This window comes from Streptomyces sp. NPDC001492, assembly GCF_053597275.1.
This window is the reverse complement of sequence record NZ_JBSFHW010000026.1, coordinates 106909-126077: the sequence shown is the minus strand read 5'-3', so window position 1 is coordinate 126077 and position 19169 is coordinate 106909. Positions and strand designations below refer to the sequence as shown.

Genomic DNA, 19169 nt, shown 5'->3' with positions numbered 1-19169 from the left:
TGCCGGATCTCTCAGGTGTCCAGCTCGGCGGCCTGTTCGTCGCTGCACGCCACGGCCTGGGCGGAGGGCCACTGCGCCAACGAGATCATCCCCATCACCCGGCGGATCAGATAGAACGCCAGGGGCAGTTCGGCGCACACGGCCAGTGCCGCCGACAGCCAGATCTCCGAGGTGCCGAAGGCGAGAGACACGTCGAACCACGCGTCGCAGATCAGCAGCAGGGCCGTTGCGAGAGCCGCCAGGATGACGGCGCGGTGCCGCAGCCATCCCAGAAGAGCGGTGGAGGCCATCGCGACCACGAGCAGGACGTCGAATCCCACCCACGTCACGCGCCAGTGGTGGACCTGGTACCCGGAGGGCAGGGTCACCCCCAGCAGCACGGTCCAGGGGACGAGAGCGACGGCGCAGACGGTCAGCAGTTCCAGGGTGTGCCGCCGGTGCCGGCGTATCCGCTCGAGCAGGTCGCTGTCCGGAGTCGGTACAGCGGCCCGTATGCGGTTGCCGGTCTGTGTGTCGCTCATGTCGCCCGTTCCGTTCTCGGCTGTTCCGGGGTGACGCCGGTCGGGGCTGCTGTGCAGGCGTCCTCTCGTGGAACAGCAGTACCGCCAGGTTAATGCCCGCGCTGAGGACGGCAGGAGCCGGTCATGGCACGTGGGAGGCAGGAAGCGGAAAGGGGTCGCCCCTCCTGCGGACGTCATGTCGTGACGTTCGCACTGCCGCGTGGAGCGTCTTCGCCGGTGTGCGGGGTGACGACGCCTCGTCTGCGGCCGCGGTCCATCTCACGCCATTCCGGCCGCAGTCCCGTGAGGTTCGTGGTGAGGAAGTACACGGTCCCGCACGCGAGCAGCACCGGCACCAGGCCGACGGAGGCCACCGCCGCCCCGGCGAGCAGTCCGCCCAGGGGGATACCGGCCCAGGCGAGCGAGTCCCCGAGCGCGTTCACCCGCCCCAGCATCCGGCGTGGCACCCGTTCGAAGAGGACGGCCCCCAGCACCGGGTTGAGGAAGCCCGACCCGAATCCACTGACGGCGAAGACGGCCAGCACGGCCCCCAAGGGGGCATCGGCGGCGAGGATCAGGAATCTCGGTGCCCCGGCCAGCAGGAATCCCGTGAAGAACACCGCCCTGCGGGGCAGCCGGTGCGCGGCTGCCGCGGCGATCAGGCTTCCCCCGACTGCCGCTGCTCCCATCACGCTGCTCGTCAGGCCGATGGCTGTGGGCCCGTTGCCGGACACTCTGGCCCACACGGGCGTGAGCACCGTGGCGAACGCCGCGTCCAGCAGGTTGGTGATCCCCACCATGATGATCACGGTGAGCAACAGCCGTTCGCCGCGCAGGAAGGTGAAGCCCGCGCCGAACCGCCGCCAGTAGCCCGATCCCTTTTCCCCGGTCTGCGATGAGCCTTCCTCGACTGCATGTCCCAGGCCGCGGGGCAGGACCAGTGCGATGATCACCGATCCGAGCGCGAAACAGCCCGCGTTGGCGACGAGCCCGGTCAGCGGGCCGAGCAGCGCCACGAGGGAGCCGCCGGCCGCCGGGCCGATGGTGGAGGCGAGCCGCTCGGTCACGCCGGACAGGCCGGTTGCCCGTTCCAGTGGCACTCTGCCGTGTTCTGCCGCTTCCGGGACCATGACCTGCTTGGCCAGGTCGCCGGGGCCGCGGACGGCGCCGATCACCGCGACCAGCGCCAGCAGGAGCGGAAAGGACAGCAGGTGCAGCGCGTGCAGCAGGGGAACCGCGGCGGCGGCCGTCGCGCTGGCCAGGTCCGTGGTCCAGGACACGGCCCGCGGTCCGATCCTGTCCACCAGTGGCCCGGTCAGCGCCTTGACCACCACGTAGGGAGCCATCTCGCAGAAGGCCACCAGCCCGGTGCGGGTGGCGCTGCCGGTCGTGACGAGAACGAACCAGGGCAGTGCCACGGCCGAGATCCGGGTGCCGGTCAGCGACACGGCCATCGCCGCCAGTACCCCAACCAGCGGGCGTAAGGACCGCCCGCCGGATATGCCGTCGGCTTCCAGGACATCACCCGTCATGACGCCTGCGTCCCCGTCGCTTCCCCGCGACTGGAACGGGCGGCCGACACCGGGGGCGCATCCAGTTCGGGCAGAACGTGCGTGACCACTGCCACCCGCTCGGCACCCTCGGGGGCACCGGCCGCCGCCTCCGGCGTGTCCTGCCGGTAGCGGGAGATGACGTCTCTCAGCTCCTGACGCAGGGCGACGGCCTCCTGGGGCGTGAGCCGCAGAGCCCAGTCGCTCATGTCGAAGGTGTCCCGCCAGGTGCGGGGAATCGTCTGCAGTTCGTTCAGCGTCCGCTGGGTGCGCAGGGTGTAGATGGCGGCAACGGACTGCAGGTAGGCCAGGGCGGCCTCGGGCTCCCGGTCCGCCAGGTCCCGGTCGCTGAACTCCGTCATCCGGTGCACCGAACGCCACCAGCGCTCGCGTGCGTTGCCGCGCTCCGTGTCCTCCTCGACGAAACCGGCCGCGCCGAGCTGGCGCAGGTGATAGCTGGCTGTCCCGGAATTGACGCCCAGCCGCTCCGCCAGACGGGTCGCCGTCGACGGCCCGTACTTCCGCAGCAGCCCGACCAACTGCACGCGCACCGGATGCGCCAGGGCGCGCAGGCCCTTGGCATCCAGAACAACTGAGTCCGCCGCGACCTGTGGGCCGTCCGGCCCCGCCCCGATGTCTGCCATGTCACGCACTCTAGACCGCAAAGACTTCTTCGCAAAGAGTCCTTCGCGAAGAACTCTTTGCGGTTGGGGGCGTGAGCGGACACCGTCCCGAACCGCCGCGCTCCACGACGTACGGGCCGGGCGTATGTCTTGACGGCCGGACGGCTGATCGGTATGTACATGCCAGAGGATTGGTATGGACCAAATCTGCGGCGTCACGCGCCAACCCCCGCCCACCCTCAGTGGAGGCAGCACATGCGAAGACCGTCGGTACTTCTCACCCTGTTCGCCGGGCTGCTCCTGCTGGTCCTGGCCCCACCCGCTTCCGCCGCGGGCGCACCGAACGCCGCCTTCTCCAAGACGTCGACATGGGACGGCGGTTACCAGGGCGCCTACACCATCACCAACGCCGGCAGCACCCCCCTGTCCGGCTGGAGCGTCGAGTTCGACCTCCCCTCCGGCACCACCGTGGGCTCGTACTGGGACGCCCTGCTCACCCAGAGCGGCAACCACTACACCTTCAAGAACCGCGAGTACAACGGCACCTTGGCGCCGGGCGCCGCTGCTTCCTTCGGATGGGTGTCCAACGGCACCGGCACGCCCACCGGCTGCAAGCTCAACGGCGGGTCCTGCACGGATGCTTCGAGCACCGACACCACACCGCCCAGTGTCCCGGCCGCAGTGACCGTCGGCTCCGCGACCGCCTCCTCCCTGACCGTGCGGTGGAGCGCCGCGACCGACGACTCCGGATCCGTCGCCGGATACGAGATCTCACGCGACGGTGGCACGCCCGTCACCGTCACGGGCACCTCCTACACGGCCACCGGCCTGCAGGCCGCCACGAGTTACACCTTCCGCGTGCGGGCCCGTGACGCCGCGGGCAACGTGTCCGCCTACTCCGCGGCCGTCAGCGGCACGACCTCCGCCGGCGGGCAGCAGCCGAGCGGCGGCCTGTTCACCGCCCCGTACATCGACATGGGGGCGTGGCCCACGCCGAGCATGCCCGACATGGCCTCGGCGAGCGGGGTGAAGAACTACACGATGGCCTTCATCACCGCCTCCGGCTGCAAGGCGATGTGGTTCAACGCCTACGACCCGCGCGACGGCTGGGCCAAGGACCAGATCGACGCCATCCGGGCCGCCGGGGGAGACGTCAAGGTCTCCTTCGGGGGCGCCAGCGGAATCGAACTGGCCCAGGCCTGCGGCTCGGTGGACGCGCTGTACACCGAGTACAACGCAGTGGTGACGGCCTACAGCCTGAAGTACGTCGACTTCGACATCGAAGGCGCGGCCTCCGCGGACCCGGCCTCCGTCGCCCGCCGCTCCCAGGCCCTGGCGCGCCTGCAGCAGGCCCACCCGGGGCTGCGGATCTCGCTGACGCTGCCCGTCCTCCCCGAGGGGCTGACCTCGGACGGCCTGAACGTGGTGCAGTCGGCGCGCGACGCCGGAGTCGACCTGGACGTGGTGAACGTCATGGCCATGGACTACTACCGCAGCGTCGACTACGGCGACGCCGCCGTCCAGGCCGCACAGAGCATCTTCACCCAACTGAAGTCGCTCTACCCGGGCAGGACCGACGCCCGGCTGTGGGCGATGGTCGGAGTGACACCGATGCTCGGACAGAACGACGACGGCCACCTCTACGACCAGACCGACGCCCGCCAGCTGGTCTCCTTCGCGCAGGGCAAGCACCTGGGGGAGCTCGCCTTCTGGGAGGCCACCCGGGACCGCAACGCCTGCACGGGCGCGCTCTACAAGTGCACCAACGTCCCGCAGTCCCCCTACGAGTTCGCGAAGATCTTCGCCGCCTACACCGGCTGAAGCCGGCTCCGCACCCTGCCCCGAGCGGGCGCGGGCGGTTGATCGGCGCAACGGTTCCGGCCTGCCGGACGCGACACGTCGCTGTCCGGCAGGCCGGAACCGTCATGACGTAGATCACGCCGGGGTGTGGCTCGATCTTGGAATGCGCGGTCTCCTGCCGCTGCTGCACTGTTCATGGGCTTGCCCTGTATGGGGGTGCGCGGGGCAATGGTGCTCGACGCGGCCGGCCGTGGGATCTCGACGACCCCGGCGGTTCTCCGCTCCCTTGTCCTGCACCGCTTGCGTTGAAAGGTCCACCCGCACCATGCCTCTGGCTCTGCTGGCCCTGGCTGTCGTCGCCTTCGGCATCGGCACCACCGAATTCGCCACGATGGGGCTGCTGCCCCAGATCGCCGACGGCGTCGGTGTGTCGGTGCCCCACGCCGGCAACCTCGTGTCGGCGTATGCGCTCGGTGTCGTCGTCGGTGCCCCCGTACTGACCGGCATCGGTGCGCGCATACCGCACAAACGGCTCCTCCTGCTCCTGTCGGGGCTGTTCGTGGTCGGCAACATCGCGTCCGCGCTCGCCCCCGACTTCGGTCTGCTGTTCGCCGCGCGATTCCTGGCCGGCCTGCCGCACGGAGCCCTGTTCGGCGTCGGCGCGGTCGTCGCCTCCCGGCTGGTCGCCCCCGAGCGAGCCGCCCGCGCCGTGTCCAGGATGTTCCTCGGACTGACCGTCGCGAACATCGTCGGCGTGCCCGCCGGCACCGCTCTCGGTCAGCAGCTCGGCTGGCGGTCCGCCTACGGTGCCGTCGCCGTCATCGGCCTCGTCGCCCTCGCCGCACTGGCCCTCTTCGTCCCCCACCAGCCCCGAGGCAGCCAGTCCGGCGTCCGGCACGAACTGCGGGCCATGGGCAACAGGCAGGTCGCGATCGGCCTGGCCACCGCCGTGGTGGGATTCGGCGGATTCTTCGCCGTCTACAGCTACCTGGTGCCGATGCTGACGCACCTCACGGGCATCTCCGACTCCTCGACCACCCTGGTCCTCGCCCTGTACGGCGTCGGCATGACGCTCGGCACGCTGATCGCGGGCCCCCTCACCGACCGTGCCCTGCGCCCGACCCTGTACGGGGGCCTCGCCCTGCTCGCCGCAGCACTGGTGACCTTCTACTTCACGGTCCACAGCACCGTCCCGGCCCTGGTGACGATCACCTTCATCGGCGCGATGGGCGCCTTTGTCACCACGCCCGTCCAGATGCTCCTCATGGCCAAGGCGAAGAACGCGCCGACGATGGCCGCGGCCTCCAACCACTCCGCCTTCAACCTGGCCAACGCGGGCGGCGCCTGGCTCGGCGGACTGGCCATCTCCGCAGGCTGGGGCTGGGCTTCCCCCAACCTCGTCGGCGCCGCCCTCGCGGTGGCGGGCCTCGGCCTCGCCTTCACCGGCGGCCTCCTGGACCGGGGCGGCCGACGCTCCGAGGTGATCACTTCGTCCACCGCGGAAGCCTCGACGCAAGAGGGACACGCCGCGGCAGCCCGACCGTCGGGAACGCCTGGCGAGCGGAGGTAGCGGCTTCTCTGCGGCGCCCCGGCCGCCCGCAGCAGTGAGCTGTCGGCAACCCCAGAGGCGGCTCCCGGCGTGGTAGTGGGCGAGAGGCGGGCGCAAAGGGGGCGGACGTGCAGTTCATCGAGGTGACCGGCCTGGCCGGGGTGCGATCGGCCGTCATCAGGTTCACGCGGCCAGGGACGGGGCTGACCTTTGTGCTCTTTCCCATGGTTCACCTCGGGGAGGCCGCCTTCTACCGGGAAGTGGCGGCACGGTTGCGCCGCGGCTGCGACCTGGTGGTCGCCGAGGGAGTCGGGGAGGGCTCGCCGGGCGCCGACGCCCTGGTCGCGTCGTACAAGCGGCTGGACGGTCATGAACGCCTGGGACTGGTCGTGCAGGACATCGACTTCGAAGCGCTCGGGCTGCCCGTGGTGTGCCCCGACATGAGCGGTGCGCAATTCCAGGAAGGGTTCCGTCGGCTGCCCCTGAAGGAACGCGCGATGGTGGCCACGGTCGTGCCGGCCGTGACGGCAGGCATGCGGCTGCTGGGGACGCGTCACTGGCTCGCCCGGCACCTCGCGGTGGAGGACCTGATGAGCGAGAGCGAGCAGGCCGTGGCGGACTTCTGGCCGGGCCTGGACGACCTGGTCCTCCGGCGCCGCGACCGGTTGCTGGCCAAGGCCCTGACCGACTTCGACCGGGGTTACGCGGGACGGACCGGACCGTTCACCATCGCCGTCGTCTACGGCGCCGGGCACATGCGCGCCGCCGCCGAGACCCTGACCGGCCTCGGCTACCACGCCGCGGACGCCGAGTGGATCACCGTATTCACCCTGGACCCACCCGACGGACCCAAGCCACGAGCCGGGAAGGACAGGCCCGCGAGCTGACCGACCGGTCACGGCTGACGTCCTGCATGATCCCGGTCCGCGACACGCACTGGTCGGCTTGAGCGTGCGCAGTGGGGATACCCGGCGGGTATGACCAAACTGCATCTTCCAGGCCGGAAACACCAGGACGGTCCCGACGAGGCTCCGGCTTCCCGGGCGCCGATGCCGTCACCCGAGGAGGCAGGACCGGACCGGGAGGTCGAAGAGGCCGCTCCGGACACGCCGGCGAAGCTGCCGAAGGGCGCCTGGGCCGCCGTATTCAAAGGCAGCCTGAAAGAGTTCAAGGACGACGAACTGGCGGACCGGGCCGCGGCGCTGACCTACTACGGCGTGCTGTCCTTGTTCCCGGCCCTCCTGGTGCTGGTCTCCCTGCTGGGCATCACCGGCAGGTCGGCCACCGACAAGGTGCTGACCAACATCAGGCAGCTGACCCCCGGCTCGGCACGCGACATCATCACGCGGGCCGTCGAACAGCTGCAGAACAACTCCGGGACCGGCTCGGTGATGGCCCTGGTCGGCATCGTGCTGGCGGTCTGGTCGGCATCCGGGTACGTGGCTGCCTTCATTCGTGCGGCGAATGCCGTCTACGACATGCCGGAGGGCCGGCCGGTGTGGAAGGTCCTGCCGGTGCGGATCGGTGTGACCGTGGTGCTCATGGTGCTGGCGGTGATGAGCGCGCTGATCGTGGTCTTCACCGGTGCGCTGGCCCGCCAGACCGGGCAGGCGCTCGGGATCGGGGACACCGCGCTGACGGTGTGGTCGATCGCCAAGTGGCCCGTTCTGGTGCTGCTGGTCACCATCATGATCGCGATCCTGTACTGGGCCACCCCGAACGCCAAGGTGAAAGGCTTCCGGTGGATCACGCCAGGCAGCCTGCTGGCCTTGGCGATCTGGCTGGCCGCCTCCGCCGGGTTTGCGTTCTACGTCGCCAACTTCGCCTCGTACAACAAGACCTACGGCACCATGGCCGGCGTCATCGTCTTCCTCGTCTGGCTGTGGATCAGCAACCTCGCGATCCTGCTGGGCCTGGAGTTCGACGCCGAGAGCGTGCGGCAGCGGGCCATCGCCGGCGGACTTCCGCCCGAGGCCGAGCCCTACACCCAGCCGCGCGACACGCGGACCTGGGACGAGGAGGACGTCCGCCGCCTGGATGACATGTGACCAGGCGGCCGTCGCCTGCCGCTGTTGTCGCGGTCAGCGCGCCAGGCGGTGCTTCCTGCCGCCACGGCGGAAGCGCACAGCGCCGTACGTGAGGTCGGCGAGCAGCACGACGGCGCCGATGATCAGCAGGTAGAACAGACCGTGCGCGGCGAATCCGATGATGCCCAGAACGAGGGCCAGGAGGATGAGGAACAGAAAGAGACTCATCGGCGCTCCAGTGGCGTCTTCGCCTTCTCGGCGTTGTGGTTCAGCGACGGGCCAGACGGCGTTCACCGCCTGCTCCCGGGGAGTAGTCGAGTTCGTAGTGCGCGAAGATCCCCGGCTCGTCCTCGGCAGGCAACTCACCGTCGGTGTCGATCGCGGGAGCCTTCTTCACCACGTCCTTGGGGTGAGCGATCCTGAGATAGCCCGGCCCGACGGTCGCACCGCACAGCGGCACGAAGACCAGGCGCCGACGGGTGGGAAGACCCACGGTCACCGTCGCGAAGAAGGGCTGGTCGGTCGCGGTGTCGACGTAGACGGCCTCCAGGGTGCCGATCTTGTGACCGCGGGGGTCGACCACGCCGTGACCACGCCATTCACGAATGTCGCCTGCCTCGAACATCATGGACCTCCGTTTGAGGGGTACCCCTCATCGTGTCCCTGATGTCCCCGGCCTACAGCCGGGGTGCACCCTCCTGGCGGCAGCGTCCGCTGTGGGTGTGGTCAGTGAGCGTTTTCCCACTTCACGAGTGCCGAGGCGGGTCTTCTGTAGCTGGGCGGCGCGATACCACGGCCCGCGGTTGTCAGCGGCCCTGGATACGCTGTCCGGCGTCGGTCTTCGCTGTGCGTCGGGGGTGCCTGTGTGTGAGGGAATCAGATGGCTGGCCGACCGGGACGAAGGGCTGGACAGCGTGGTGTTCGCCCGGCATATCAGCCCGGAAAACCTGGCGGTGCGGATGGGGGGCACGCCCGGTGCCGCCGTGGAGCTGACCGGCCCCGATGTCACCCATCTCCTCCATCGCTCGGAGACCACTGACAACGACGTGGTACGGGTGGGGGCATGTGGTGTCTGGTCGTACGCGGTACTGCACCTGGCCGACCCCGGGCGAGACGACCTGGCCGTCAGAGCATCACGCGATGGTGTCGAAGTCGTCCAGTATGTGGCGATGACGGATCACCCGCCCGCGCAGTTCAACTACCTGCATGATGGTCGCACGGTCTGCGGCTTTGGAATCGGGGAGGAAGCGCATCGCTGGGGCCGGAATCCGGACCATCTGCTGTCGGCGCTCGTTGCAGGCGGCGTTCTGACACCTGACGGGACTGGTCACCAAGCTGCGCCGGCGGACTCAGCCCTGAACGGCAGCCCTCTCACGCTCGCCGTGCTCGAGCACCACTTCGGGTTGTGCCTGCCCAAAAACAGTGCGATGCGTGCGCCATTGCCCGCCTACACCGTCCGCGGCACGCTCAGCCTGGGCCCCGACCCAGACATCGACGTCATCCGCGCCTGGGCCGCCGAGCACGGCTACTCCCTCAACTGGGGGCACAGCGGCCATGTACCGACCTCCATCCGCGAGGCGTATGCCCATGCCACCGGTAGTCGCCCAAGCTGAGGCCGGAACGGGATCACTGAACTCTCCACCCTCAGTCTGAGCCTGCCAGGTGCAGGGCGAGGACGGCCTGGACAAGGCCGGTGATCCGGGTGTGTCAGCCCAAGTGCCCAGCTACCGCGACAAGTTGGAAAAGGCTCAGTGCCGATCCGGATCGAATTCCAGTACCTGCGTGAGCCGGATGTTGTTGCCCGAAGGGTCGCGGAAGGACGTGTCGATTCCGTACGGCTGCACCGTCGGCGGATCGTTGAACTCGACCCCTCGGGCCGACAGCTCGTCATACGCGGCCTTGCAGTCGTCGGTCTCCAGAAACAGCGTGCCGCCCGCGCCCTTGGCCACCAGATCGGACAGCTGGGCACCGCTCGCCTCATCCAGCATCGGCTGCCCCGGTACGGGCATCAGCACCAGCGCCGGGCCGTCCCCGCCGGCCGGGCCGACACACAACCAGCGGAACCTCCACGCCTCCATCGTCACGTCCGCCCTGACCTCCCAGCCCAGCTTGGTGGTGTAGAAGTCCAGCGCCTCGTCCTGGTCGTGCACCCAGAACTGAGCATTGGCGATCTTGATCGTGGTCATGGCCGCTCCTTGGTCGCTTGCCTGGGAACGACGCTAGGCAGCCGGCGATGTCGTGTCTTCTCGAAACGTGCGGTGCTGCGGCCGTCCATAGGCCATCGCCACACAGCGCGGGATACGCACATGCCGTGCGGCGGGCGGATGAGCCGCCCGATAGGCCTGCGGGGTCGTCCCGTACATCCGCCGGAAACTCGTCGTGAACGAGCCGATGCTCTGCGCGCCGACGGCGACACCGATCGCGGCCACCGTCCAGTCGGTCGCAAGCAGCAGGGCGGCGGCCCGCTCGAGACGGCGGGTCAGCAGATACTGGTGCGGCGACTCGCCGAACGCGGCCTTGAAACACCGGCTGAAGTGCGCGGGCGACAGCGCGGCGGCCGCCGCCATGTCGGCGACGGTGAGCGGCTCGTTGTAGCGGGCGTCCGCGAGATCCCTGGCGCGGAGCAGATGACGACCGATCGGAACGTGGACCACACGACCCATTGTGCGGTCAACGGGAGATCACCGCGGTGGTGGGAAGGGCGTCGCGGTCACGCACGGCGTGGCGTACGAGGATCCGCCATGTCGGCCCAGTCGCCAACCCCGGCCTGTATCAGCCCACCGTTGTCAGGACTTGGCCGATCGGGCGGGTGCCGTCGTAGGCGTAGATGTGCACCTTGGCAGGCGTACGGGGCCGCGCCGGGACGAGAGAGAGGGCGACGATGCGGCCGTCGCCGTCCTTCGCCGCCTTGCGGACGCGCACCGAGGAAGCCGGGGAGACGACGATCGTAAGGCCGTGCGAGCAGTCGGAGGAGACGGAGACGACGCGGGGCGGCGCACCGACCGCTTCCCGGGCGGTCGTGGCGGGGAGCCGGTCGCCGGCCGGAGCGGACGGCATCCCGCGGGTGGCGGTGCTCAGCCGGGTTGTGCCGATGCCCTCGGCGCCGCTCCAGAAGGTGACCCCGCACAGCTTCAGCGGGGGTGCGCCGCTGCGGACGTCGGGCTTCGAGCAGCCGGTGACTCCCACGGTCAGGAGGGCCAGCAGCGCCGGAACGATGGCGAGCCACGTGCCGCCGGCCCGGGGCGTGCGGGGACGGTGGCGGCGGTACGGAGATCGGGGCATAGCGGTCACCTCGTATGCGTCGGGGGCCGGCCCGTCGGCGCGTGTCACCCGTTTCTGAGACGGCGCAGCCGCCGAAATCGTTCAGCGCGGTGTCGGCGGTGGAGAGCGGAAAATTGGAGAACCGGACTCTTTACGTCACCGTCTTGACCGGTGACGACATCTCGGGCAAGGTCGTCACCTGCTGTTGACACCGGCACGAACAGGAGACCGGATGCCCGAGATCTGCGACATCGAGGTAATCGTCTTTGACGTCCTTGGAACAATGGTCGACGAACCCAGCGGGCTTCGCGCAGCAATCCGCGAGGCCTCGCCTGCGTCCGACGACGCGGCTGTCGACCAGATGCTCACCTGGTGGCAGCAGCATGTAGAGCTTGAGCAGCAACGCATCGCACAAGGGCATCGTGCGTACGCCAACACCGAGATCATCGACGCGGAGGCAGCTCAACGGGTGGCCGACCATGCCGGACTCGCCGACCCGACGGCCATCGCCCGGCTGGCCACAGCGGGACAGCGCCTGCCTCCCTGGGAGGACACTGTCGCCGGACTCGAACGGCTGGCGAAGCAATTCCCCGTGCTCGGGCTCTCCAACGCCGGCCGGACCGCGCTGCTGCGCCTCAACGCACATGCCGGGCTGCGCTGGCACCAAGCCCTGTCCAGCGAAGCCGTCCTGGCTTACAAGCCGGCGCCGGAGATTTACCAGCTCGCCATCGACACCGCCGGATGCCCACCAGAACGCATGCTCATGGTGGCCGCCCACGCCTGGGACCTTCGCGGGGCTCAGGCTGCGGGGATGCGGACGGCGTACGTTCACCGACCGGTCGGGGACCCGCCGACGAGTTCCGACGTGTTCGACTTGCGGTGCGGCGGACTGGACGAACTGGTCACCGCGCTGACGGCGAGCTAAGCGGTCAGGTTGCTGATTCCGCCGCTGGCGGGCACCTGTTCGCGCTGCCGGCCATGGCCCAGTTACTGCGCTTCAGGTTGGGCCTCTTCCTGCTGCTGCGATTCGGTCGGGGAGGACGGCGTGGACCGGCGGGTGTCGGGGGCGATGTAGTAGACGGAGTTGCCCTGCTTGGTGCGCTGGGCCTTGCCCTTGGCGACGAGGTTTTCGAGGGTGGTGCGCACCACGGTGTTCTTGATGCCGCGGTCGGGGTGGGCCTGGTCGAGGGCGGCGGCGACCTCGGCCGTGGAGCGTGGTTCGCTCTGCTCGGTGAGGTGTTGGCGGATCAGGTCGACCAGCGAGGGCTGTGTCGTTGTCGTAGCCGCGACCGGGGCCTTGCCGGCCGACTTTCGCGTTCGTGACCGGCTGGGCGCCGCGCTGGATTTCGTGGCGCGGGCGGTGCCGCTCGACCGCGTGGCGGCTTTTTTGCGGGGAGCGGGGACGGCGGCCTGTTCGGGCGCGGAGGCCGGCTTGTCGGGGTGGAGAGTGATGCCGAGTGCCTGCTGCATGTTCATAAGCACGGTGTGGTCGTGCTGCAAGGTGGTCAACTGCTCCTGCAGCGCGGCAAGTTCTCCGCTGACGCGTTCCTGCTCTTTTAGGTTGCGCTCGAGGTCGCTGGTGACCTGTGCCGCGTATTGCGAGGTCAGTTCCGTGGAAGCGGTCGTGTTCTCGGACATGATGCCGGCCTTTCCTTGAGGTTGCGGCCGAAACAGGCCTGCGGCGGCCGCAGCGAGCCCAGGGGAGTGGCCCCCGTGTGCTGCGCGACGACATGAGCTGCACCGCAGCACAGGGCTGGCGTGTAGAGATAGTACGGACAGCGGGAGCAGATTGTTCCGCACAGCAACCGCCTATCTCTGGCGCGACTGCTCGTTTCAGAAGGTGGGTTGCCTCCAGGGGCTTCCCCGCCCCTACGAGATGCGCGCCGGTCTTCACCTTGTCCTGGTCAACTTGCCTACGGCAGCGTCTGCCTGGGGCGGCTCCGCAACTCATTCGTGCCGTGAGGCTCCACTGCGCCATCTCCCTCCTTGGCAACGGCACTTTGCCACAGCAGTGCTCCGCCGAATGAGGTCAGAGCGACCAGTGCAGCTGGCAGCGCGGCGCGTGCTGGAGAAGCACGGGTGATGGTGGCCGTGATCCAGAGCTAATATCGCTGACCTGCCACCGACCTGAGGAAGCGGGTGGATCGGCCGCCTTGGTGCTGGTTCACGGCTTGTATCACCGGCCCGAGCACTTCGCCCTGGTGACAGAACCGGGCCATCGACCCGGTCCTGCAACGGAAGATGGCCTCGCGTTGCACCCACGTACGCGAGTGGCAGACAGGTCACTCCCCGTGCGTAGGTCAGCCCGGTCGCATCGTGGATCTCCTGCAGGAACTGCTCGCCACCCGGGCCCCGCGCAGGCGAGATTGAGCAGACGCAGGCACTCGTTGATGCGCCGTCGCGATCGCCGCGTCGGCCATCGCGGAATTTCATGGCTTCGGGCAGGGCGGGCCCCTGCCGAGTTGGCAGAGGCCCGCGAAACGATCCAGGACCTGCCCTCGCCGAGCGGCATCCTGGCCCACCACGCTTACCGGCTTCTGATGGCCTGGCGGCCCTGTCTCACTTCAGGTGCCGGACGAAGAACTGGGCCGCGGCGTCGCCCGCAAACTGTGGGACGCCCGTGTGCCCGCCCATGTTGGCGTGCAGGGACTTCTCCTTGGAGCCGAAGGCGTCGAACAGGTCCAGGGCCGCCTGCCGGTCGTTCCCTTCGTCGTCCCACTGCAGCAGTACATGCAGCGGAATGGTGACCTGACGGGCCTCCTCGAACGTGGCGCGCGGCACGAAACTCCCGGCGAAGAGACCGGCGGCCACGATCCGCGGCTCAATCACCGCAAGGCGAACCCCGATGGAGATCACTCCCCCCGAGTATCCGACCGGGCCGCCGATTTCGGGGAGCGACAGGAGGGCGTCCAGGGTGGCCTGCCATTCCGGGACCGCCCTGTCGACGAGGGGGAGGATGAGGGCGTCAATGATCTCGTGGCTGACCGGCTCGCCGGCTTCCACAGCGCGGCGCACGTCGGCGCGGGCCTGGTCGGCGGCGGCCCAACGGGGTCGGTCACCGCTCCCGGGGAGCTCGATGGTGGCCGCGGCGAAGCCATCCGCCGCGCACTGCCGGGCCCGTGCCGCGAGCCGGGGGTACATCCTGTGCTGCCCGCCGGGGTGGCCGAGCAGGATCAGCGGCGTCGGTGCGGATGCGGAAGCAGGTGTCCAGAGGATGCCGAGGATCTCACCGAGGGTGAATGCGCGTTCCCGGACCCGGTCGTCGAGGCGCTGTTCGGAAGTGAAGTGAAGGGCCATGGTCGTTGCCTTTCGGAGCACTGTTGAACGGTGCTCCCGGACGACCTATCGCCCGACCGTGACCCCCAAGGAGAGCACCCATGTCGATTCGTTCACGGGTACCACCTCCTCGTTCTCTCGCACGGCCGCCGCGAAAGTAGCAGGGGCCGCCGTGGTCCGCCAAACGGTTTCTCGCGCGGGCTCGCCACAGCTGCCTGCCAGTCGCCTGGCCATGACGGAGGGCACTGAGCTTCATCCGGGCAGGCTTTGGCCGCCACAAGCAGGCACACGGCGCGGACGGGACACATTTCGACCGGTACATACGGGATCTGTGCATCGATACCCACTCACGACCCTGGCGCTCGCAATCCGGCGTGGGGTTTGGCGACGCATGACAGGAACTCGAACGAGATGGCGCCGCAGGTGGCACGCTGCCGGGTCTCCGGCCGAACGCGCGGCAGCGACAATCCGAGGGCCGAATTCCTGTAGTATCGCGTTGCGTTGGAGTGGACGCTTGTGAGTGTTCACAAAACACCAGAAGTGCGAGGGGTTGAGAATGCCGGAGAGGAATATCGATTTCGGCAAATTCGGCGCACGCGGTGTCAAGGGACATCAAGCCGTGGCCCGACAGCTCGACTCGCTCGCCAACTTCATCTCCACGCCGATCACCCAGCGGCGCGGCCTCTTGGCCCGGTTGCACTACCTCACCCGTACCGACCACGCCCGCGCAGCGGCCCGCGAGGCCGGCCTCACCGTCACCGACCGTACCCTCAAGGCCTGGCTGGACGGCAGGCGGAATCCGTCGAGGAAGAACCTGGAGCGCGTTGAGTCCGTGTATTACACGGTGCGCCGCCACAACGTGGCCCGCTACCTGCTCAACCGTCTCAACAGGGAAGGGCGCGGCACACGGGTCGAGTTCCACCCGCTCAATCAGTCCCAGGTCCCGCGGCCGCGTCAGCGTGAGCTCGGCTTCAGGACCCTCAATGTGCGGCACTGGGACCGCATTGTCGAGGCCTGGGCCGCGGACGATGACGCGGCCTTGGACGATGCCTGGCTCAGCGATGCCGTGGTCGACCTGGGCAGTGAGTGGGGGCAGTACGAGTACGTCTCGAACATCGGTTTTGCAGCCTGATTCAGGCAGGGAAGTGCTCCGGCAGCGCTCGTAGCGGAGGTTGACGCGACGGCCGGCCGGACGCCGGGACCGCTTCCAGCCCGGAGATACGGCCGGCTGGTGACACCGCAGGTCTGCGTCGAGTTCGCCAACCGCGTTCAACTCGGCGAGCAGGATGGGATGTCGTTGGCCGAACACCCGAGCCTGCTGCCACCGCTCCAGGTGCCGCCAGCAGGTGTGTCCGGAGCCGACACCAGCTGCATGCTGATGTCACGGCGTACCGGGAAGGCTAGCGAGGTGCCGCGAGTACGTCCCGGAGCACGGTTTCGAGCGTGACGCGGGACAGCTCGTGTCTCAGGGTCTTCTCGATGTCCTCGTAGATGCCCTGCATCGCCGGCTGGATGCCGTAACCCACCACGCAGTCCTGGTCCGGGGTGGTGCGGTGCATCGCGAACAGCGGGCCGGGTTCCACTGCCTCGTACACGTCGAGCAGCGTCATCGACCCCAGCTCGCGCGCCAGCGACCAGCCCGCGCCCACGCCCCGCCGGGACTCCACGAGCCCAGCCCTGCGCAGCTCGCCGAGCAGCCGCCTGATCACCACAGGGTTGGTGTTCGCGCTGGTCGCGATCTGCTCGGAGGTGGCGACCTCATGGCCCTGGCGCTGGTAGAGACCGATCCAGGCCAGCGCGTGGGCGGCAATGGTCAACCTGCTGTTGGCGCTCATGAACCCCTCCTCTCGGCCGCAACGCTTTATGTTACGACAGCGTAGTCGTAACAGTGAAGGTTGCGACAGACTGTCGTAACAATTAGTGTTGCGACTGTTGGGAAGGGTCAATCGACGAGGTGAGAAGAATGAGCAAGTCACTCCTGGGCAAGGCCGCACTGGTCACCGGGGGGTCGCGCGGACTGGGGGCCGCGACCGTACGACTGCTGGCCGAGCAGGGTGCCGACGTCGCCTTCACCTATGTCAGCTCCGAGAAGCAGGCGCAGGCCGTCGTCGACGATGTGCACCGCAAGGGAGCGAAGGCCGTTGCCCTCAAGTCCGACCAGGCGGACATGACGCAGGCGCCGGCGCTGATCGACGACGTGGTCGCACACTTCGGCGGCCTGGACATCCTCGTCAACAACGCGGCGATCTCGGTGGAGCAGGGCCGCACGGTGGACGACCCGGACGTCGACACCGCTGCACTGGACCGGATGCACGCCACCAACTACCTCGGTGTGATCGCCGTGATCCGGGCCGCCTCCCGAGTGCTGCGTGCGGGCGGACGCATCATCACGGTGAGTTCCGGGCTGGGTTCCCGGGTCGGTGCTCCGGGCCTTGCCGACTACTCGGCGACCAAGTCAGGGATCGAGAGGTACACCATGGGGGTCGCACGGGACCTCGGGCCCCGGGAGATCACGGCCAACGTCGTGGAGGCCGGGCTGATGGAGGGCGGTATGGAAGGGCCGGGCCCCGAGACCCTCAAGGCCCTGGTCGGCTCGCTGTCCCTGCAACGCATGGGTCACCCCGAAGAAATCGCCGCGGCGATCGCCTTTCTGGCGAGCCCCGCCGCGTCTTACGTCACGGGCGCGGTGCTGGACGCCCATGGTGGCTACAACGCCTGAACAAGACGCCTGCCGGCGCCCCGCCGGAAAACACGTCTTCGGGGCGGGCGCCGCCAACCACCCGGGCGGCTGCGGGTGGCGTTCATGGCCGGGCCGTCGGTGGGCGCGCCGAGGAGATCGTGTGGATCGCGGACCCGGGACGCCTGTCCAGCGCGGGTGTTGAAGATGGTGCGTACTGCTGCGGGAGGTGGATGCGGCCGATGCCGCGTCATGAGCCGGATGCCGGTCCTTCCGCTCCGTAGCGGAGGCCGTCGAGGAGGAGGTCGAGAAGGCGGTCGGCCCGTTCGCGTTGGTCGGGAGCGCTGGTGATCAGTGCGACGCCGGCCAGGCTGAAGCCGACATCGAAGGGGTCGATGTCCGGGCGCAGGAGACCGGCGTCGGCGCCTGCGTGCAGCAGGGTGCCGAGCGCGGTGCCGAGCTTGTCGAGGGTCTCGGCGAAGGGGTCCGCACCGGATGCGACCGCGGCCCGCAGGGCGTCCGCCATGCCCTGCTTGGCGGCCAGGTAGTCGATGAAGCTGTCCATCCACAGGCGGATCGCCCGGTCGGGCGGGTTGTCGGCGAGCAGCTTCACGGCGCTGTCGCAGACACGGGCCAGCTCGTTGCGGTAGGTCGCCTCGACGAGCGCCTCGCGGGTGGGGAAGTGGCGGTAGAGGGTGGCCGAGCCGACGCCCGCGGCCTTGGCGATGGTGTCGATCGCGACGTCCGGGCCCTTCTCGGAGAAGGCGCGCACAGCCGCTTCGAGGATGCGCTCCCGGTTGCGGCGGGCATCGGCGCGCAACACGCTCGGCTTGCTGGTCAAGGCTGCTCCCTTCCTCGGAAGACCAGTCTAGCTGGACAACCGGGGAGTTCCCCGCTTACCGTTGCGGATAACTGGGGAACTCCCCGGTTACGGGTGTCGGCCCGTTGTGTTCCCCAGGCAAGGAAGACCCTCATGACCTCCCCGAAGACAGTTCTGATCACGGGTACGTCCTCCGGTATCGGCCTGGCCGCCGCCATCGGCACCGCCAGGGCGGGCTGGCAGACCATTGCGACCATGCGCGACACCGGCAAGGCCGAGGCCCTGCTCAAGGCCGCCGACGAGGCCGGTGTCGCGGACCGGATCCAGGTCAAGCGCCTGGATGTGACCGACCCCGAGGGCAGTACCGCCTGCCTGGACGAGGTCGTCGCCGAGCACGGCCGCCTGGACGCGTTGGTCAACAACGCCGGCGCCGCCCAGGTCGGCACCATCGAGCAGAGCAGCGTCGACGACGTCCGCGCGGCCATGGAGGTCAACTTCTTCGGCGTGGTGGCGGTGACCCGGGCCGCCCTGCCGCACCTGCGTGCGTCGAAGGGCCGGGTGATCACCGTCACCAGCGTCGGCGGCGCCGTCGGCCAGCCCTTCAACGAGGCGTACTGCGCGGCCAAGTTCGCCGTCGAGGGCTTCATGCAGTCCCTCGCGCCGGTCGCCGCCACCGTCGGTGTCGACGTCACCGTGGTCGAGCCGGGCGCGGTGGCGAGCGAGTTCGTCGCCAATCTCGGCCTGGACGTCCCGACACTGCTCGCCGCCGCGGGGCCCTACGCCCCGGCGCTCGAGGCCTACATCAGCCGCACCCGGCAGTCGTTCGGCAACGCCCAGACCCCCGACGAGGCGGCCGCCCCGATCGTCGACGCCCTGACCGCCGCGCGCCCGCCCTTCCGCATCCAGACCTCGCAGTGGGCCCGCGACTTCGTCGCCACCTCCCTCGCCGACCTCGACGGCTCCTCCGTCCAGTCCCTCACCGACACCTGGGTGCGCTGACCGCCCCGCGAAGCGTCCGAGTGGGGGCCGGCCGTACCCGGGCGCGGGTCGAAGACCGGAGCACACCGGACGCGCCTCGATACGCCG

At 69.1% G+C, this 19169-nt stretch carries 21 protein-coding genes; 9 read left to right on the top strand and 12 right to left on the bottom strand.

Going from position 1 to position 19169, the window contains the following annotated elements; translation table 11 throughout:
• Positions 1–11 precede the first annotated feature (11 nt).
• The 3 genes from ACWC1K_RS30190 to ACWC1K_RS30180 form a co-directional block, all read right to left on the bottom strand.
• Positions 12–521: a hypothetical protein gene (locus ACWC1K_RS30190; protein WP_450836008.1), complete on the bottom strand. Its 510-nt coding sequence runs from the start codon at positions 519–521 to the stop codon at positions 12–14.
• A gap of 173 nt (positions 522–694) precedes the next feature.
• Positions 695–2032: an MFS transporter gene (locus tag ACWC1K_RS30185; RefSeq protein ID WP_450836006.1), complete on the bottom strand. Its 1338-nt coding sequence runs from the start codon at positions 2030–2032 to the stop codon at positions 695–697.
• The gene (locus tag ACWC1K_RS30180; protein ID WP_450836004.1) at positions 2029–2694 is read right to left on the bottom strand and encodes an ArsR/SmtB family transcription factor; all 666 of its coding nucleotides are present in this window, start codon (positions 2692–2694) and stop codon (positions 2029–2031) included. Before ACWC1K_RS30180 ends, ACWC1K_RS30185 begins: the two co-directional genes overlap by 4 nt.
• A 234-nt stretch (positions 2695–2928) precedes the next feature.
• Between ACWC1K_RS30180 and ACWC1K_RS30175 the strand changes: the two genes are divergently transcribed.
• The 4 genes from ACWC1K_RS30175 to ACWC1K_RS30160 all read left to right on the top strand — a co-directional run bounded on the left by ACWC1K_RS30175 (position 2929) and on the right by ACWC1K_RS30160 (position 8070).
• Positions 2929–4494, top strand: coding sequence for a cellulose binding domain-containing protein (locus ACWC1K_RS30175; protein ID WP_450836002.1), 1566 nt, complete (start codon positions 2929–2931; stop codon positions 4492–4494).
• 304 nt (positions 4495–4798) lie between these two features.
• Positions 4799–6043 carry an MFS transporter gene (locus ACWC1K_RS30170; RefSeq protein WP_450836000.1) on the top strand — a complete coding sequence of 415 codons (1245 nt, stop codon included), beginning with the start codon at positions 4799–4801 and terminating at the stop codon, positions 6041–6043.
• Between the two features lie 203 nt (positions 6044–6246).
• Positions 6247–6909, top strand: coding sequence for a hypothetical protein (locus tag ACWC1K_RS30165; RefSeq protein ID WP_450835998.1), 663 nt, complete (start codon positions 6247–6249; stop codon positions 6907–6909).
• Positions 6910–6999: 90 nt separating this feature from the next.
• Entirely contained in the window at positions 7000–8070 is a 1071-nt protein-coding gene (locus ACWC1K_RS30160; RefSeq protein ID WP_450835996.1) for a YihY/virulence factor BrkB family protein, read from the top strand.
• Between the two features lie 33 nt (positions 8071–8103).
• On the opposite strand, the gene ACWC1K_RS30155 is transcribed toward ACWC1K_RS30160, so the two are convergent.
• Entirely contained in the window at positions 8104–8277 is a 174-nt protein-coding gene (locus tag ACWC1K_RS30155) for a hypothetical protein (protein ID WP_450835995.1), read from the bottom strand.
• A 40-nt stretch (positions 8278–8317) separates the two neighbouring features.
• Positions 8318–8674: a PRC-barrel domain-containing protein gene (locus ACWC1K_RS30150; RefSeq protein WP_450836034.1), complete on the bottom strand. Its 357-nt coding sequence runs from the start codon at positions 8672–8674 to the stop codon at positions 8318–8320.
• A gap of 289 nt (positions 8675–8963) precedes the next feature.
• On the opposite strand from ACWC1K_RS30150, the gene ACWC1K_RS30145 reads away from it, so the two are divergent.
• A complete protein-coding gene (locus ACWC1K_RS30145) occupies positions 8964–9662 on the top strand; it encodes a DUF6461 domain-containing protein (protein ID WP_450835993.1) in 699 nt (232 codons plus the stop codon).
• 135 nt (positions 9663–9797) lie between these two features.
• Here ACWC1K_RS30145 and ACWC1K_RS30140 read toward each other — a convergent pair whose 3' ends face one another.
• From ACWC1K_RS30140 to ACWC1K_RS30130, 3 genes are all read right to left on the bottom strand, one after another.
• The gene (locus tag ACWC1K_RS30140) at positions 9798–10235 is read right to left on the bottom strand and encodes a VOC family protein (protein ID WP_450835991.1); all 438 of its coding nucleotides are present in this window, start codon (positions 10233–10235) and stop codon (positions 9798–9800) included.
• Positions 10236–10268: 33 nt separating this feature from the next.
• Positions 10269–10712, bottom strand: a complete 444-nt coding sequence (locus ACWC1K_RS30135) for a helix-turn-helix domain-containing protein (RefSeq protein ID WP_450835989.1) — start codon at positions 10710–10712, stop codon at positions 10269–10271.
• Positions 10713–10821: 109 nt separating this feature from the next.
• A complete protein-coding gene (locus tag ACWC1K_RS30130) occupies positions 10822–11331 on the bottom strand; it encodes a hypothetical protein (protein WP_450835987.1) in 510 nt (169 codons plus the stop codon).
• Positions 11332–11542: 211 nt separating this feature from the next.
• Between ACWC1K_RS30130 and ACWC1K_RS30125 the strand changes: the two genes are divergently transcribed.
• Positions 11543–12235, top strand: coding sequence for a haloacid dehalogenase type II (locus ACWC1K_RS30125; RefSeq protein WP_450835985.1), 693 nt, complete (start codon positions 11543–11545; stop codon positions 12233–12235).
• A gap of 62 nt (positions 12236–12297) precedes the next feature.
• Here the strand turns inward: ACWC1K_RS30125 and ACWC1K_RS30120 are convergent, their stop codons facing one another.
• Together ACWC1K_RS30120 and ACWC1K_RS30115 are read right to left on the bottom strand one after the other, a co-directional pair.
• Positions 12298–12948 carry a BlaI/MecI/CopY family transcriptional regulator gene (locus tag ACWC1K_RS30120; protein WP_450835983.1) on the bottom strand — a complete coding sequence of 217 codons (651 nt, stop codon included), beginning with the start codon at positions 12946–12948 and terminating at the stop codon, positions 12298–12300.
• A gap of 921 nt (positions 12949–13869) precedes the next feature.
• Positions 13870–14607 carry an alpha/beta hydrolase gene (locus tag ACWC1K_RS30115; protein WP_450835981.1) on the bottom strand — a complete coding sequence of 246 codons (738 nt, stop codon included), beginning with the start codon at positions 14605–14607 and terminating at the stop codon, positions 13870–13872.
• Between the two features lie 535 nt (positions 14608–15142).
• Between ACWC1K_RS30115 and ACWC1K_RS30110 the strand changes: the two genes are divergently transcribed.
• Positions 15143–15718: a transcriptional regulator gene (locus tag ACWC1K_RS30110; RefSeq protein WP_450836032.1), complete on the top strand. Its 576-nt coding sequence runs from the start codon at positions 15143–15145 to the stop codon at positions 15716–15718.
• Between the two features lie 268 nt (positions 15719–15986).
• On the opposite strand, the gene ACWC1K_RS30105 is transcribed toward ACWC1K_RS30110, so the two are convergent.
• Positions 15987–16421 (bottom strand): Rrf2 family transcriptional regulator, encoded by a 435-nt coding sequence (locus tag ACWC1K_RS30105; RefSeq protein WP_450835979.1) that lies wholly within the window; start codon positions 16419–16421, stop codon positions 15987–15989.
• Positions 16422–16549: 128 nt separating this feature from the next.
• Here ACWC1K_RS30105 and ACWC1K_RS30100 point away from each other — a divergent pair, with 128 nt between their 5' ends.
• Positions 16550–17305, top strand: a complete 756-nt coding sequence (locus ACWC1K_RS30100) for an SDR family NAD(P)-dependent oxidoreductase (protein ID WP_450835977.1) — start codon at positions 16550–16552, stop codon at positions 17303–17305.
• A gap of 208 nt (positions 17306–17513) precedes the next feature.
• Here the strand turns inward: ACWC1K_RS30100 and ACWC1K_RS30095 are convergent, their stop codons facing one another.
• The gene (locus tag ACWC1K_RS30095) at positions 17514–18104 is read right to left on the bottom strand and encodes a TetR/AcrR family transcriptional regulator (protein ID WP_450835975.1); all 591 of its coding nucleotides are present in this window, start codon (positions 18102–18104) and stop codon (positions 17514–17516) included.
• 93 nt (positions 18105–18197) lie between these two features.
• On the opposite strand from ACWC1K_RS30095, the gene ACWC1K_RS30090 reads away from it, so the two are divergent.
• Positions 18198–19082, top strand: coding sequence for an SDR family oxidoreductase (locus tag ACWC1K_RS30090; protein ID WP_450835973.1), 885 nt, complete (start codon positions 18198–18200; stop codon positions 19080–19082).
• The last annotated feature ends 87 nt before the right edge of the window (positions 19083–19169 follow it).

Coding starts and splice junctions, on each gene's coding strand:
- ACWC1K_RS30140 (WP_450835991.1), bottom strand. CDS start 10,235: ATGACCACGATCAAGATCGCCAATGCTCAGTTCTGGGTGCACGACCAG.
- ACWC1K_RS30160 (WP_450835996.1), top strand. CDS start 7,000: ATGACCAAACTGCATCTTCCAGGCCGGAAACACCAGGACGGTCCCGAC.
- ACWC1K_RS30175 (WP_450836002.1), top strand. CDS start 2,929: ATGCGAAGACCGTCGGTACTTCTCACCCTGTTCGCCGGGCTGCTCCTG.
- ACWC1K_RS30100 (WP_450835977.1), top strand. CDS start 16,550: ATGAGCAAGTCACTCCTGGGCAAGGCCGCACTGGTCACCGGGGGGTCG.
- ACWC1K_RS30170 (WP_450836000.1), top strand. CDS start 4,799: ATGCCTCTGGCTCTGCTGGCCCTGGCTGTCGTCGCCTTCGGCATCGGC.
- ACWC1K_RS30185 (WP_450836006.1), bottom strand. CDS start 2,032: ATGACGGGTGATGTCCTGGAAGCCGACGGCATATCCGGCGGGCGGTCC.
- ACWC1K_RS30125 (WP_450835985.1), top strand. CDS start 11,543: ATGCCCGAGATCTGCGACATCGAGGTAATCGTCTTTGACGTCCTTGGA.
- ACWC1K_RS30155 (WP_450835995.1), bottom strand. CDS start 8,277: ATGAGTCTCTTTCTGTTCCTCATCCTCCTGGCCCTCGTTCTGGGCATC.
- ACWC1K_RS30115 (WP_450835981.1), bottom strand. CDS start 14,607: ATGGCCCTTCACTTCACTTCCGAACAGCGCCTCGACGACCGGGTCCGG.
- ACWC1K_RS30150 (WP_450836034.1), bottom strand. CDS start 8,674: ATGTTCGAGGCAGGCGACATTCGTGAATGGCGTGGTCACGGCGTGGTC.
- ACWC1K_RS30135 (WP_450835989.1), bottom strand. CDS start 10,712: ATGGGTCGTGTGGTCCACGTTCCGATCGGTCGTCATCTGCTCCGCGCC.
- ACWC1K_RS30110 (WP_450836032.1), top strand. CDS start 15,143: ATGCCGGAGAGGAATATCGATTTCGGCAAATTCGGCGCACGCGGTGTC.
- ACWC1K_RS30180 (WP_450836004.1), bottom strand. CDS start 2,694: ATGGCAGACATCGGGGCGGGGCCGGACGGCCCACAGGTCGCGGCGGAC.
- ACWC1K_RS30165 (WP_450835998.1), top strand. CDS start 6,247: ATGGTTCACCTCGGGGAGGCCGCCTTCTACCGGGAAGTGGCGGCACGG.
- ACWC1K_RS30190 (WP_450836008.1), bottom strand. CDS start 521: ATGAGCGACACACAGACCGGCAACCGCATACGGGCCGCTGTACCGACT.
- ACWC1K_RS30105 (WP_450835979.1), bottom strand. CDS start 16,421: ATGAGCGCCAACAGCAGGTTGACCATTGCCGCCCACGCGCTGGCCTGG.
- ACWC1K_RS30120 (WP_450835983.1), bottom strand. CDS start 12,948: ATGTCCGAGAACACGACCGCTTCCACGGAACTGACCTCGCAATACGCG.
- ACWC1K_RS30130 (WP_450835987.1), bottom strand. CDS start 11,331: ATGCCCCGATCTCCGTACCGCCGCCACCGTCCCCGCACGCCCCGGGCC.